Here is a 14,539-nt window from a genome sequence, read left to right on the forward strand (position 1 = left end):
GAAGATAAACTCCTTACTTTGCTTCCTCTTCAGCATAATCGCAAGATACACATTGCACGACTTTGCCTTTTTTCGTTTTCTTTTCTACTAACATACTATTACACTTCGGACACGTTCTGGCAATAGGTTTATCCCAAGATACGAATTCACATTCTGGATAACGGTTACATCCATAGAAAAGTCTTTTTTTCTTGCTCTTTCGTTCTACGATTGTTCCTTCAAGACAAGTTGGGCATGTAACACCGATTTCTTTCACGATCGGTTTCGTGTTTCTGCAATCTGGGAAGTTTGAACAAGCCATAAACTTTCCAAAACGGCCCATCTTATAGACCATCTCATGTCCGCATTTCTCACAATCTTCACCGGCTGGCTCATCTTTAATCTCTACTTTTTGCATTTCTTCTTCTGCAATCTTCAGTTTCTTTTCAAAACCTTTGTAGAAGTCATCGATTATTCTGATCCAGTTTTCTTTCCCGTCTTCTACTTCGTCAAGATCACTTTCCATCTTGGCAGTAAATTCAACGTTGAAAACTTCTGGAAAAAACTCTAGTGTCATCTCTAACACAAGCTCACCAAGTTCAGTTGGAACAAATTTCTTTTCGTCTAGAGCTACATACCCACGTTTTTGAATCGTATCAAGCGTTGGTGCGTATGTTGATGGTCTGCCTATACCCAGTTCTTCCATCGTACGAACAAGTCTTGCTTCCGTATAACGCGGAGGTGGCTGTGTAAAATGCTGTGTTGGTTCAAGGTCTTTCTTTTCTACTTTCATGCCTTCTTGAACATCTGGAAGAATACGATCTTCTTCTTTTTTTCCATCATCATTGCCTTCAACATAGACTTTCATGAATCCAGGAAACTTAACTTTAGATCCAGTCGCACGGAAGTTAATTCCGTTGTTCTCTAGATCCACTGTCATCGTATCAAGAACGGCTGATGCCATTTGGCTCGCTAAGAATCGCTCAAAGATCAGCTTATATAATCTGAGTTGATCTCTTGAAAGATAATTCTTTAGATCACGGGGATGATACATGACAGAAGTTGGACGGATCGCTTCATGGGCATCCTGAGCGTTCTTTCCGGATTTCTTCTCTACTCGTGATTTGTTGACGAACTGCTCTCCATATTCTTTTTCGATGAATTCAGCAGCTTCTGTCTTAGCTGTATCTGAAATACGTGTCGAATCTGTACGCATATAGGTGATCAGACCGACCGTACCCTCTTTTCCAAGATCGATTCCTTCATATAATTGCTGTGCAAGCATCATCGTCTTTTTAGCTCGGAAATTTAGTTTTCTAGCCGCTTCTTGTTGAAGTGAAGAAGTGATGAAAGGTGGCGAAGGATTTCGGCGTCTTTCTTTTTTCTGAACAGAATCGATCTTAAATTGTTTCCCCTTTATCGTCTTTAAAATCTCTTTTACTTCTTCTTCGTTGGAAAGTTCTTTTTTTTTGCCGCCCGTTCCGTAGAACTGAGCTTCAAAGTCCTCTCCAGCAGCACTAAAGATTCCTTTGATCTTCCAATACTCTTCTGGCTGGAAAGCTTCTATTTCTTTTTCACGTTCAACGATCAATCTGACAGCAACCGTTTGTACACGGCCAGCGCTCAATCCCTTTTTGATCTTCTTCCATAATAACGGACTGACTTTATAACCTACTAGTCTGTCAAGCACCCTTCTTGCTTGCTGTGCATCGACTAAGTCCATATTGATCTTTCTTGGTCGTTTAAATGAATCTTTTATCGCATTTTTGGTAATCTCATTAAACACAACTCTACAATCAGAATCTAAATCCATGTCTAAACTGTGAGCAAGATGCCATGCAATTGCTTCACCTTCGCGATCCGGGTCAGCTGCGAGAAAAATACGTTTTGCTTTTTTCGCTGCAGTTTTCAAGTCTTTTAAAATTGGCCCTTTGCCTCGAATCGTGATGTATTTCGGTTCATAGTTTGCATCTACATCGACCCCAGTCTGACTTCTGGGAAGATCACGAACATGTCCCATAGATGCTTTAACGTCATATTTACTCCCTAGGTACTTTTTTATTGTCTTTGCTTTTGCGGGAGACTCAACAATGACTAAATATTTTTCCATTTACAGTTTATCCCCCTTTAAGGGTTTAGTGAAATCTTCCCTATTATTAAATAATGTATCTGCATTTGTCAAACTGTTTCCTCATTAAAATGAAAACGGTTAGAAACTTTCATTCTGTATATCTTCTGCACTCATGACTAATTTTGCTCCATTTTGGATCAAAAAATTGGTCCCGTTCGCGCACTCTTCTAAAATGGATCCTGGTATCGCAAATACATCTCTTCCTTGTTCGAGTGCTTGATCAGCTGTAATTAAAGAACCACTTTTAGTTCGTGCTTCAGCAACAAGCGTTGCACGGCTAAGACCGCTTATTATACGGTTACGAAGCGGAAAATGCCAGCGTTTTGGTGTAACCTGAGGGGAAAACTCAGATATAACAATGCCATGTTCACTAATTTTTTTCGCTAGTTCTCTGTTTTCTCTCGGATAGATCTGTAATAAGCCTGAGCCTAAAACAGCTGCAGTCAGAGCGTTGTTCTGAACACTTAACTCATGAGCAAACGTATCGATCCCTTTAGCTAATCCGCTTATCACGATCCAGTTATCATCAATTAATGGCTCAAGCACTTTCTGCAAAGCTTGTTTTCCTTGTTTACTAGGATTACGAGTACCGACCACACTAATCATTTTATCCCGATTTAGAACAGTCCAATCGCCTTTTCCGTAAAGAACCCATGGGGGATCATAAATACTTTTTAAAAGCGGCGGGTAATTTTTATCAAAAATTGTTACTGCTGAAATAGAATGTCTCATAAGATTCTTCATTATGTATGTACTATTATATTGTTTCATGTGTTGATAGAGACGCTTTGCCGTTTGTTCACTCAGTCCAAACGACATTCTCAACATGCGAATATCCATGGTAAAAACAGATTTTAGTTCAGGATCAGCGGCGACTATTGATTTTAGATGGTTCCAAGTGAGTCCTTCGCAATGATGAAGAAAAATTAAGCGTTCTTTATCCAAACTACATTCCTCCTCATGAAACAAATCAATGTAAACAAAAAGCTCCCGATCTGGGAGCTTTTCACGTTGTAATCGTTATTACGCTTTTGCTTTATTTGTTACACAGCGATCATATAAATCGTTTTCTTTCAAAGCTTCAACTAAAGTTTCACCCATAACTGAAGGCGTTGCTGCAACTTTAATTCCACAAGCTTTCATCGTTTTGATCTTCTCATCTGCTGTACCTTTACCACCAGAGATGATCGCACCAGCATGCCCCATACGTTTTCCTGGAGGTGCAGTTTGTCCACCGATGAATCCTACTACAGGTTTCGTCATGTTCGCTTTAACCCATTCAGCGGCTTCTTCTTCAGCCGTTCCACCGATCTCACCGATCATGATTACTGCATATGTGTCCTCATCTTCGTTAAATGCCTTTAGGACGTCGATAAAGTCAGTTCCGTTGACTGGGTCTCCACCGATACCTACTGCTGTAGATTGACCGATTCCACGCTCTGTCAGCTGGTGAACAGCTTCATACGTTAATGTACCAGAACGAGATACAACCCCAACATGCCCTTTTGTATGAATATATCCAGGCATGATACCGATCTTACATTCTTCAGGAGTGATTACACCTGGGCAGTTCGGACCAACTAGACGAGTCTTCTTGCCTTCCATATAACGTTTAACTTTTACCATGTCCATTACAGGAATACCTTCAGTAATACAGATCGCTAGATCAAGTTCAGCGTCAACAGCCTCGATGATCGCTTCTGCAGCAAATGCAGGAGGAACATAGATAACAGAAGCGTTAGCTCCAGTTTCTTTAACTGCATCCACAACGGTGTTAAAAACAGGAAGACCTTCAACTTCTGTTCCACCTTTACCTGGTGTAACACCGCCTACAATTTTCGTACCATATTCAAGCATTTGTTTTGTATGAAAAAGACCAACAGAACCTGTAATACCTTGAACGATAACTTTTGTATCTTTATTAATAAAAATGCTCATGCATCCATCCATCCTTCCTACGATGTTTTCTCTATTACTTAACTAAAGCTACGATCTTCTCTGCACCATCAGCCATAGAATCAGCAGCTGTAATGTTTAGACCAGATTCTTTAAGAATCTTTTTACCAAGATCAACGTTCGTACCTTCTAAGCGCACAACAAGAGGTAACTCAAGACCAACTTGTTTCGTTGCTTCAACAACACCGTTCGCGATGATATCACATTTCATAATTCCACCGAAGATGTTAACGAAGATTCCTTTAACATTTTGGTCAGAAAGAATGATCTTGAATGCTTCTGTTACCTTCTCAGTAGTTGCGCCGCCCCCAACGTCAAGGAAGTTAGCCGGGTCTCCGCCGTAATGTTTAATGATGTCCATCGTTGCCATAGCAAGTCCAGCACCATTAACCATGCAGCCAATATTTCCATCTAGAGAAATGTAGCTAAGATCATATTTTGAAGCTTCGATTTCTTTTGCATCTTCTTCTTCAAGATCTCTGTATTCTAAGATGTCTTTGTGACGGTATAAAGCATTAGAATCAAAGTTCATCTTTGCATCAAGTGCCATAACATTTCCGTCACCTGTTACAACTAATGGATTGATTTCAGCGATTGAACAGTCTTTTTCAACAAAAGCTGTATAAAGACCCATCATGAATTTCACTGCTTTTCCTACTAATTCAGTAGGGATGTTGATGTTATAAGCAAGTCTTCTTGCTTGGAATGCTTGAAGGCCGATCGCTGGATCGATTACTTCTTTGAAGATTTTTTCAGGTGTCTTTTCAGCCACTTCTTCAATTTCAGTTCCGCCTTCTTCAGATCCCATCATAACAACACTAGAAGTTGCACGATCTAATACAAGACCGATATAGTATTCTTTCTTAATATCACAGCCCTCTTCGATAAGTAAGCGCTTAACTTCTTTACCTTCTGGACCTGTTTGATGAGTTACAAGAACTTTTCCTAAGATTTCATTTGCGTATGTACGCACTTCATCAATATTTTTAGCGACTTTAACGCCACCTGCTTTACCGCGGCCACCTGCGTGGATCTGTGCTTTAACAACAGATACAGTGCTCCCCAGCTCATTAGCAGCTTCTACTGCTTCTTCAACGGTAAATGCTACTTTCCCGTTTGGAACAGCCACACCATATTTTCTAAGTATCTCTTTACCTTGGTATTCGTGGATATTCATTTACTCTCCATCCTCCTATCATGGTGAAAACTTAAAGTACCGTTATCATTGTATAAGACCTAGTCTATTATGTCTACTATTCTTCAGAAAATTGCAAGCGCATACAGCTTTTTAACCAAAATAAAAAACCAAAATCATTTTAAAATGACTTTGGTTTCAACGCTTTTTCGTTCTCTTTAAGAACGAAAAGACCTTCTTATTTCATTTGTTTTTTTCGTTTTTCTGTTTTTTGATAATTTTAGGTGTTATCGCTTCAGATTCGGCTGCTGAACGGTACATGCCAAACTCTTCAGCCATCTCTTCTTTAAACTGGTTCACTAGTTGCTCGGATTGTTGTACAACTAATTTATTTTTAGGCATTAAAACACACTCCTTTTAAGATAGGAATGCCCCGTTTCAATGACATTTATGTAGTTTTTCCCGCTTCTTTATCCAGGTGATAGATAAAAGCGAAAAGTTCAGCTACCACTTCATATAATTCTTCAGGAATACTCTCTTCGATCTCTAGCTTCGATAATAAATGGACTAATGAGGGATCTTCCTGTATCGGAATGTTATGATTTTCTGCCGATTTAAGAATACGCTCTGCTGTTTCCCCTTTCCCCTTTGCAATCACAACCGGCGAGGTCGATTCGAGGGGATTGTACTTTAAAGCCACAGCTTCTTTTTTACGATCACTCATACTCTTAGATCCAATCCTTTATATGAGATAGATGTCTCGTTATTTTTAATCTTTTCGTTTTGAGAACTGAATGTAACGGAAGATAGCGTATAATTCATGTTCTTCATGCTTGCCTTTAACGTATTCAACAACGGTTCTGAAAATTTTTCGATGGATGATGGATGCGAATGGAAAACTTTTAATGAAACGATCCTGTTCTGAATCTGCACATCTAAAGCTATATCTTTTAGATGCTTCATCTCTAACCAAAATAGCATCCTGCAATGATCTGGATCGAGCCCTTTCCCATCTTGCTTTTTACTTTCCCAACGAACAGTCATCTCTTTCGGATTTTCTGATTGGCTAAACGGTATATGAAGAACAAATTGCTGCATATTCTCGTTACTCTGTAAGTTTTGTAACTGCTGACCAGTTAGTTTACTCAACGCTTGTTCTGTTTTTTGTTGGATGATCTCAGGCAGCTCTAGACGGTCAGCGTTCTGTTGCAGGTATAGTAGTTGTGATTTTAACGTTTCTGTTTGTTTAAGTTGCACCGGATCTAAAATAATGTTTTTTTCATGCAATAGACCGGATTTCACTAGCCACTTTTTTGCAGCTGTTATAAATTCTTGTGATGGGTTCAGATTTGTTTCTTTAGAAACCTTCATTCCATCGTCTTTTAAAAAGCCTGATATGTTTTCTTGACCATCCTTTATACCCAATTGAACCTTTATTGGATCTGGAAGTTTCCCATTCGATGGCATAACTATTTCTGGTGTGTTCTTCAAATCCATACTTCGCACTCTATCTAGAATTGGAGCCTGTTCCTTACTTCCCTCGTTACCTTTAAATACATAGAGATCTTTTATTAGCTCTACTGTTTTCGAAACAGCTTTATCTTTATGAATAAAGGGTAAGAGAGACTCATAGAGCTGTTTGAATTCATCACTTGAACCTGTACTGCTTTTTAGACTAAAAGTCACTGCTTGGATGATTTCTTGCTTTGGAGGCAGTTGAAGCTCCATCATTCGCTGAACAACTGCTTTTTTTTCATGAAAAGGCAACGCGTTCGTATGTTTTAAAATCTCTGAAATGACTTTAATGTTCTCTTTTAATAAAGGTAACTTTTCTATAACAGCAAAATCAATTGCTTTTTTGTTTAGATCAGATGCTGGAAGGCTCCATCTCGATAAGATCTGTTCTGAAGTAGACTTAACGGGATCTAAGTCCATCTTTTTTAAATAGATCGCACCGTTCTTCTCAGACACTTCGAATAGATAGTTTTCCCCTTTGATTAAAGGCGCTTCTAATTTCGCATGAAGTGTTGAACCGTTATATTGAACCTTCGCTGTTTGATCAGGAAAAATTTCTAAAATTCTTGCAGATATGAACTGATTAAGCTTTATTAGTAAAGGTTCATCCAATGGTCTAGACGGGTTTAACGGTTTACCATTAATCTGATTGATTTGTAACAGGTTAATCACTTCCTGTAAGTTTAATAAGTTCTCCTACCGGACTAAATGATCGACGATGAATGTCTGTTGGGCCGAACTGCTGAAGTGCGTGTAGATGTTCCTTCGTTCCATAACCCATATTTGAATTCAGTCCATATTGAGGATATTTTTCATGTAGCTCCTGCATATATCGATCTCTTGTAACCTTTGCAACGATCGATGCAGCTGCGATAGAAATACTCTTCTCATCACCTTTTATTATTTTTAATTGATCAATCGCTAAAGGAACTTCCATAGCATCAATTAAAAGCTGATCTGGAGTAACATTCAGCGAGCACACCGCTTCTGTCATCGCTAACTTAGATGCTTGATAGATGTTGATCGTGTCGATCTGATCTGGTTGCACTAAATGGACACTGTAGGAAATCGCATCCTTCAAAATGATCTCATAAAGGGCATCTCTTTTTTTCTCAGATAACTTTTTAGAATCATTGACCCCAGGTAACATATACCCTAGAGGTAAAATAACGGCAGCAGCAACGACAGGACCAGCTAACGGTCCACGGCCAACTTCATCTACACCCGCGATCAAAGTTTTACCCTGTCTTTGGCATTGCTCTTCGTAAGTATGCATTAACTTCAGTCTCGTTCTCTCAGCTTCTTCTCGCTGTAAGCGTTTGGAGAAGGTTTGGAATAACTTTTTTGCACCTAATCTTTCATCTTCAGAGAGGATTTTCAGTAGAGATACTAATTCAGTATCTTCACAAGCTTTTAATTTTTGTTCCCATTCTTTTATCGACAGTTTCATATTTATCACGCTCTTTATGTATGTATTATCGGTTTTATATAAGTACTTTTTAGAAGCTATTTCATAATAGATTGTAACTTTTGCTTATTCTTTATGAGCATCGTTGACAAGTTGATTGGAGTGTAAGGTGCGAGACTCCTGGGGGATCAGCGGGACAGGTGAGACACCTAAGGGCGCAAAGCGGCGAGGTGGCTCACCGCACGCCCCCCGGAAAGCGAGCAACCTGAAACGGAGATCAACCACTTCCAAAGAGCAACTTTGTCTTCAGAAAGACTTTTAGAAAGCCCGGAAATTTTAAAAACAGGCACTTTCATCAGCGCCTGTTCGGTTTTCACTATTTAATTTCAAACTCATTTGGGCGCTCATAAGACAAGCGTCCTAGCTTTTCTGCTCGAAGGTCTCGCAACACAATCTCAGCAGTCTTTTCAAGATCTACTTCTCCGCCACTCATCATACACCCACGTTTCTTTCCGATCTCTTCGAAAAGGGGCAGCGAGTCATCTGGAATCTCAGACAGCTTGTATCGTTCCACTAAACGCTCTTCGTAGTGCTCTTTTAAATATTTAATCGCATATAAGACGACTTCTGTAAAATCAAAGAGTGTTTCTTTAATCGCTCCAGTAACTGCTAATTTCAAACCGATTGACTGGTCTTCAAATTTTGGCCACAGAATCCCTGGAGTATCTAATAATTCTAATGTCTTACCTGCTTTGATCCATTGCTGCTTTTTCGTTACACCAGGCTTATCCCCTGTTACAGCAATGTTTTTGCCAGCCATACGGTTGATGATCGTTGACTTACCAACGTTAGGTATACCAACAATCAATGCTCGAACCGCACGTGGTTTAACGATTCCTTTTGCTCTCATCTTATCGAACTTTTCTTTTACTAGCTCATGAGCAAGCGGTTCAATTTTTTTAATCCCTTTACCATCTTGCGAATTTATAGCAAGAGATGGGATTCCTTTTTCAGAAAAATAACTTTCCCACATCGATGTTACTTTTGGATCTGCCAGATCAGCTTTGTTCAAAAGCACAATACGAGGTTTCTGATCCAGAATTTCATCGATCATAGGATTTCTTGAGGCTAGTGGAATTCTAGCATCTACTAACTCAAAAACGACATCGATCATCTTGAGTTTTTCAGTTATTTCCCGGCGCGCTTTGGCCATATGTCCAGGAAACCATTGAATGGTCATGTTTTCTTCACCCTACTTTACAAATCCAATATCCTTTAACGGCCAGAAACGGAAAGATGCTTTACCCAAAATCGTATCGTCATCAACAGTTCCAATATTTCGGCTGTCCTGAGAATTTCTTCGGTTATCACCTAATACAAATAGCTGACCTTGAGGAACCTTTTGCTTACCCGTTACTTCAAGCAACTTAAAATCATAAGTGAAGTTTCCGTCTTTTGTTTTCTTTTTATACGCTTCTAAATATTCTTCTTTTACCTGCTTACCATTCACATATAAAGTATCGTCTTTATATTCGATCGTATCTCCAGGTAAACCGATTACTCTTTTTATGTAATCTTTTTCTTCGGTTGCATGGAAGACAACAATATCGAATCTTTTGGGATCGCCAATCACATATGAAAACTTGTTCACGATCAGTCGATCTCCATTGTGCAGAGTTGGCATCATAGATTGTCCATCAACCACTACAGGTGCGAAAAGAAAAAATCTGATGATTCCTGCTAATAATAAGGCTGCCGCTAATGCTTTAATCCATTCCCACGTTTCGTTTTTTGTACGTGCCATTCTTAATCCTCACCATCTCTTAGAAATTCCTTACTTATAATATGGAAAAAGGAGCTTGAATAAGTCAAGCTCCTTTCGAGAATTATTAGCGAATTTCTTTAATACGAGCTGCTTTACCACGAAGTGCACGTAGGTAGTATAGCTTCGCACGACGAACTTTACCACGACGAACTACTTCAAGGTTCGCGATCTTCGGTGAATGTAATGGGAACGCACGCTCCACTCCAACACCATAAGAAATTTTACGAACAGTAAACGTTTCAGAAATTCCTGATCCACGCTTCTTGATAACTACACCTTCAAAAAGCTGGATACGCTCACGAGTACCCTCGATTACTTTCACGTGAACACGAACAGTGTCACCTGAACGGAATTTTGGTAAATCTTTTAATTGATCTTTCGCTAGATCTGCAATAAGCTGTTGCATAGTTTATTGCCTCCCTTCCCATGGATGTTCTTGCTAAATGATAGAGCAGCGGAACACCGGATTAAACGGGCATAAGCCACAAACAATATAATACCATACAATTCAAACAGTGTTCAAGTTGTTTTATGATCTTTTATCTCATTTAGCCAAGTTTCTTCTTCTTTTGATAAATTAATTTTTTCTAATAGATCTGGGCGGCGTTCATATGTTCTTTTTAAAGACTCTTTTTTACGCCAAATCTCAATATTCTTATGGTTGCCTGACATGAGAACATCAGGCACTTTCATACCTCGAAAATCGGCAGGTCTCGTATATTGCGGATGTTCTAACAAGCCTGTGCTAAATGAGTCCTCTTGGTGAGATTCTTCTTTACCAAGAACATTAGGAAGCAGTCTCCCAACTGCATCTATGACTACCATAGCCCCAAGCTCCCCACCCGTTAGCACATAGTCACCGATTGAGATCTCATCTGTCACAAGGTGTTTCCTAACGCGTTCATCATAACCCTCATAGTGACCACACAAGAAAATAAGATGCTCTTCTTCTGCCAACTCTTCCGCCTTGCTCTGAGTAAACGTTTCTCCTTGAGGACATAGAAGGATGATCCTCGGCTTTACAGCTGCCTCTTTCGTTAGATGATCAACCGCATCGAACAAAGGCTGAGGAGTAAGGACCATGCCTGCTCCTCCTCCGTATGGGTAATCATCCACATTCCGATGCTTGTTGGTTGAAAACTCACGAAAATCAACTACTCGAAGTTCTAGAGCATTCTTTTCCTGGGCCTTTTTTAGAATCGATTGACTAAATACGCCGGAAAACATTTCTGGAAAAAGGCTTAAGACATCTACTTTCATTAGAATAGTCCTTCTAAAGGTTCAATAACAATCCTTGCTTCTTTCACATCCACTGATTTCACAACAGAAGGAATGTAAGGGATAAGAATGTCGGAACCAAATCCTTTTCTTTTTACTACCCAAACATCGTTTGCTCCAGGAGACAGTATTTCTTTTACTTTTCCTAGTTCTTCACCTTCAACTGTGAAAACCGAGCAACCAATAATATCATGATAGAAAAACTCTCCTTCATCTAACGAAACAGACTGGTCCTTTGGCACTCTGAGAAGATTCCCTTTAAATCGTTCAACATCATTGATGTTATGCAGATTTTCAAATGTTAAAAGATCAAATTGCTTATGCTTTCTATGCGTTTCAATCTTAACAGGTATATGTTCTGATCCCATATCCACATATAAGGTGTTACCGATCTTATAGCGCTCCTCAGGAAAGTCTGTTCTTGAGATCACTCTGACTTCTCCTCTAATTCCGTGTGTATTTACTATCTTACCTACGTTCAGCCATTCATTTTCCATATTGATACACTACCTCCGTACAAATTAATCAGTTACTTATAATCTAAATTTTAGCATAAAACTCGATATGTATACTTTTAAAATAAAGTCTTATTTTAAAGACTTGTTCAGAGCGTGGACTAAAATTCACAATCTCTAAAGTACGCTGGACGAAAGCATAAATATTACTTAAAGAGGGACCCTCCGAAAAACTCAGCATTTTTTTGAACTTTCCTATTGAATTGCTTTTTAGATTTTCTCCAACGTTCAGTTGATTGGAGTGCAAGGTGCGAGACTCCTGCGGGACTGGCGGTCAGGTGAGACCCTTAAGGGCGCAAAGCGGCAAGGGGCTCACCGCCTGCCCCGCGGAAAGCGAGCACCTGGAACGGAAATCAACTACTTGCAAGTCATTAAAAACTTACTAAAAAAGCCTTTGAATAAAAGAAAAAAGGAAGAGGTTTCCCTCATCCTTTTTTAGACGATTTCGATTGAAATCCTTTTATTTTGATTCGTACCTGCTGCATTCACAACCGTACGAATCGCTTTAGCCACTCTTCCTTGTTTACCGATAACTTTTCCCATATCCGTCTGGTTAACAGTTAGTTGATAAACAAGTCGGTGTCCTTCTTGTACCTCTTTGACGCTAACTTCATCTGGGTGATCAACTAGAGCTTTCACAATTGATTCGATCAACTCTGTCATATCTGTTCCCCTTCGTCAAAATTATTTTTGGTTTTTCGCGTTATGGAACTTCTCCATAAGACCAGCTTTTGAGAATAGGTTACGAACTGTGTCAGATGGTTTAGCACCGTTAGTCATCCACTCAAGAGCTTTTTCTTCGTTGATTTTAACTTCAGCTGGGTTAGCAACTGGGTTATACGTTCCGATCTCTTCGATGAAACGTCCATCACGAGGAGAACGAGAATCTGCTACTACTACACGATAAAAAGGAGCTTTCTTAGCACCCATACGCTTTAAACGAATTTTTACTGCCATTATAACTTGCACCTCCGAAAATAGTTCACACAAAATAATATAATAGTATAAATTGACAGGTTTGTAAACCTGAAAATTCAGTTTACATAAAAGGGAATTTAAATCCACCTTTTTTCTTTTTGCCATTCATCATTCCAGACATTTGTTTCATCATTTTCTTCATGTCCTCGAATTGTTTGATGAGGCGATTTACTTCTTGTACCGTTCTTCCGCTTCCTTTAGCGATGCGGCGTTTACGGCTGGCATTGATAATCTCAGGCTGTTCTCTTTCATGAAGAGTCATCGAACGGATAATGGCTTCAACGTGTCCGATCTGTTTTTCATCGATCTGTACGTTTTTGAGGCCTTTCATCTTATTCGCACCTGGAAGCATGCCAAGTATTTCATCAAGCGGTCCAAGATTTCTCACTTGTCCCATCTGATCAAGAAAATCATCGAACGTGAACGACATATCACGCATCTTCTTCTGAAGATCACGCGCTTTCTCTTCATCTACTGAGGTTTGTGCCTTTTCGATAAGCGTAAGCATGTCACCCATTCCTAAGATTCTGGAAGCCATACGATCAGGATGGAAAGGCTCTAAAGCATCCATCTTTTCACCTAGACCTACAAATTTAATAGGAAGGCCTGTAACAGCTTTAATCGAGAGTGCAGCACCACCACGTGTATCACCATCAAGTTTGGTTAATACAACACCTGTGATTCCTAACGCTTCGTTAAAGCTTTCTGCTACATTCACAGCATCTTGACCAGTCATCGCATCTACAACTAAGAAGATCTCATCAGGTTTTGAAATCTCTTTAACCTGCTTCAACTCATCCATCAGCGTTTCATCAATGTGCAAACGCCCAGCTGTATCAATAATAACATAATCATGATGATCTTCTTTTGCTTTTGCGATGGCTGTTTCAGCAATTTTGACAGGACTTACTTGATCACCCATCTGAAACACAGGAATGTCTAACTGCTTCCCTACGGTTTCTAATTGCTTGATCGCAGCAGGACGGTAGATGTCAGCTGCAGCCAGTAGCGGTTTGCGATTTTGCTTTTTACGTAAATGATTTGCAAGCTTTCCTGTTGTCGTTGTTTTACCAGCACCTTGTAATCCAACCATCATAATAACGGTTGGCGGTCGGTTGGAAACAGCAATCTTGCTTTGTTCCCCACCCATTAAGGTTGTCAGTTCATCGTTAACAACTTTAACTACTTGCTGACCTGGTGTCAGACTCTTTAATACTTCCTGACCAACAGCACGTTCAGATACTTTTTTCACAAAATCTTTTACTACTTTAAAGTTAACATCCGCCTCAAGAAGAGCAAGGCGTACTTCCCTCATCATTTCCTTTACATCCGCTTCATTTACTTTCCCTTTTCCACGGATTTTTTGTAAAGTGTTCTGAAGACGGTCGGCTAAACCCTCAAATGCCATCTCACTGAACGCCTCCTATTCCATATTTTCAAGGCGATCGATAATTGCAATTACGTTATCAGGTTCAGAATTCAGAAGCTCTCTTAAAGATGACAGCAACTGTTCACGTTCCTGAAACTTTGCAAAAAGCCCTAACTTATCTTCATATTCTTCTAGCATCGCCTCTGTCCGTTTAATATTATCATAAACGGCCTGGCGGCTGACATTATATTGTTCAGCAATTTCACCGAGAGAATAATCGTCCAAATAGTACAAACCCATATAATTCTTCTGTTTAGGGGTTAATAATGCTTGGTAAAAATCAAATAGATAATTAATTCTCATTGTTTTATCTAGCATTCTTCCACAACCCTTGTTAAGTGAAATGCCTTTACTTGAATACTATACAACCCATGGTTTTAGATGTCAAGT

General features: G+C 39.5%; 17 protein-coding genes. All 17 read right to left on the reverse strand.

Annotation, left to right across the window (positions count from 1 at the left end):
* Positions 1–13: 13 nt before the first annotated feature.
* The 17 genes from topA to ACFS5O_RS15620 all read right to left on the reverse strand — a co-directional run bounded on the left by topA (position 14) and on the right by ACFS5O_RS15620 (position 14,467).
* Complete coding sequence (topA, locus tag ACFS5O_RS15540; protein ID WP_205726096.1) at positions 14–2,089, reverse strand: type I DNA topoisomerase; 2,076 nt, start codon at positions 2,087–2,089, stop codon at positions 14–16.
* A 99-nt stretch (positions 2,090–2,188) separates the two neighbouring features.
* Positions 2,189–3,055, reverse strand: a complete 867-nt coding sequence (gene dprA / locus ACFS5O_RS15545; RefSeq protein WP_205726095.1) for a DNA-processing protein DprA — start codon at positions 3,053–3,055, stop codon at positions 2,189–2,191.
* 78 nt (positions 3,056–3,133) lie between these two features.
* Complete coding sequence (sucD, locus tag ACFS5O_RS15550; protein WP_144700799.1) at positions 3,134–4,048, reverse strand: succinate--CoA ligase subunit alpha; 915 nt, start codon at positions 4,046–4,048, stop codon at positions 3,134–3,136.
* A 34-nt stretch (positions 4,049–4,082) separates the two neighbouring features.
* A complete protein-coding gene (gene sucC, locus ACFS5O_RS15555; RefSeq protein ID WP_066393619.1) occupies positions 4,083–5,243 on the reverse strand; it encodes an ADP-forming succinate--CoA ligase subunit beta in 1,161 nt (386 codons plus the stop codon).
* 201 nt (positions 5,244–5,444) lie between these two features.
* Entirely contained in the window at positions 5,445–5,603 is a 159-nt protein-coding gene (locus ACFS5O_RS15560; RefSeq protein ID WP_137789681.1) for a small, acid-soluble spore protein, alpha/beta type, read from the reverse strand.
* 46 nt (positions 5,604–5,649) lie between these two features.
* Complete coding sequence (locus tag ACFS5O_RS15565; protein WP_205726094.1) at positions 5,650–5,925, reverse strand: EscU/YscU/HrcU family type III secretion system export apparatus switch protein; 276 nt, start codon at positions 5,923–5,925, stop codon at positions 5,650–5,652.
* Entirely contained in the window at positions 5,922–7,388 is a 1,467-nt protein-coding gene (locus ACFS5O_RS15570) for a hypothetical protein (RefSeq protein ID WP_205726093.1), read from the reverse strand. Before ACFS5O_RS15570 ends, ACFS5O_RS15565 begins: the two co-directional genes overlap by 4 nt.
* Complete coding sequence (locus ACFS5O_RS15575; protein ID WP_205726092.1) at positions 7,381–8,166, reverse strand: ribonuclease HII; 786 nt, start codon at positions 8,164–8,166, stop codon at positions 7,381–7,383. The genes ACFS5O_RS15570 and ACFS5O_RS15575 overlap by 8 nt, the downstream gene beginning before the upstream one ends.
* Before the next feature lie 334 nt (positions 8,167–8,500).
* Positions 8,501–9,364, reverse strand: coding sequence for a ribosome biogenesis GTPase YlqF (ylqF, locus tag ACFS5O_RS15580; protein ID WP_205726091.1), 864 nt, complete (start codon positions 9,362–9,364; stop codon positions 8,501–8,503).
* Positions 9,365–9,376: 12 nt separating this feature from the next.
* Positions 9,377–9,928 carry a signal peptidase I gene (gene lepB, locus ACFS5O_RS15585; protein ID WP_205726090.1) on the reverse strand — a complete coding sequence of 184 codons (552 nt, stop codon included), beginning with the start codon at positions 9,926–9,928 and terminating at the stop codon, positions 9,377–9,379.
* Between the two features lie 85 nt (positions 9,929–10,013).
* Positions 10,014–10,355, reverse strand: coding sequence for a 50S ribosomal protein L19 (gene rplS / locus ACFS5O_RS15590; protein ID WP_066393605.1), 342 nt, complete (start codon positions 10,353–10,355; stop codon positions 10,014–10,016).
* Between the two features lie 113 nt (positions 10,356–10,468).
* Positions 10,469–11,209, reverse strand: coding sequence for a tRNA (guanosine(37)-N1)-methyltransferase TrmD (gene trmD, locus ACFS5O_RS15595; protein ID WP_205726089.1), 741 nt, complete (start codon positions 11,207–11,209; stop codon positions 10,469–10,471).
* The gene (rimM, locus tag ACFS5O_RS15600) at positions 11,209–11,724 is read right to left on the reverse strand and encodes a ribosome maturation factor RimM (RefSeq protein ID WP_205726088.1); all 516 of its coding nucleotides are present in this window, start codon (positions 11,722–11,724) and stop codon (positions 11,209–11,211) included. Before rimM ends, trmD begins: the two co-directional genes overlap by 1 nt.
* A gap of 453 nt (positions 11,725–12,177) precedes the next feature.
* Complete coding sequence (locus tag ACFS5O_RS15605) at positions 12,178–12,405, reverse strand: KH domain-containing protein (RefSeq protein WP_066393598.1); 228 nt, start codon at positions 12,403–12,405, stop codon at positions 12,178–12,180.
* A 21-nt stretch (positions 12,406–12,426) separates the two neighbouring features.
* Complete coding sequence (gene rpsP / locus ACFS5O_RS15610; RefSeq protein WP_066393596.1) at positions 12,427–12,699, reverse strand: 30S ribosomal protein S16; 273 nt, start codon at positions 12,697–12,699, stop codon at positions 12,427–12,429.
* Positions 12,700–12,781: 82 nt separating this feature from the next.
* The gene (ffh, locus tag ACFS5O_RS15615) at positions 12,782–14,128 is read right to left on the reverse strand and encodes a signal recognition particle protein (RefSeq protein ID WP_205726087.1); all 1,347 of its coding nucleotides are present in this window, start codon (positions 14,126–14,128) and stop codon (positions 12,782–12,784) included.
* A gap of 15 nt (positions 14,129–14,143) precedes the next feature.
* Positions 14,144–14,467, reverse strand: coding sequence for a putative DNA-binding protein (locus tag ACFS5O_RS15620; protein WP_205726086.1), 324 nt, complete (start codon positions 14,465–14,467; stop codon positions 14,144–14,146).
* Between the last annotated feature and the right edge of the window lie 72 nt (positions 14,468–14,539).

It is taken from the genome of Fictibacillus nanhaiensis, assembly GCF_042686385.1.
GTDB lineage: Bacteria > Bacillota > Bacilli > Bacillales > Fictibacillaceae > Fictibacillus > Fictibacillus nanhaiensis.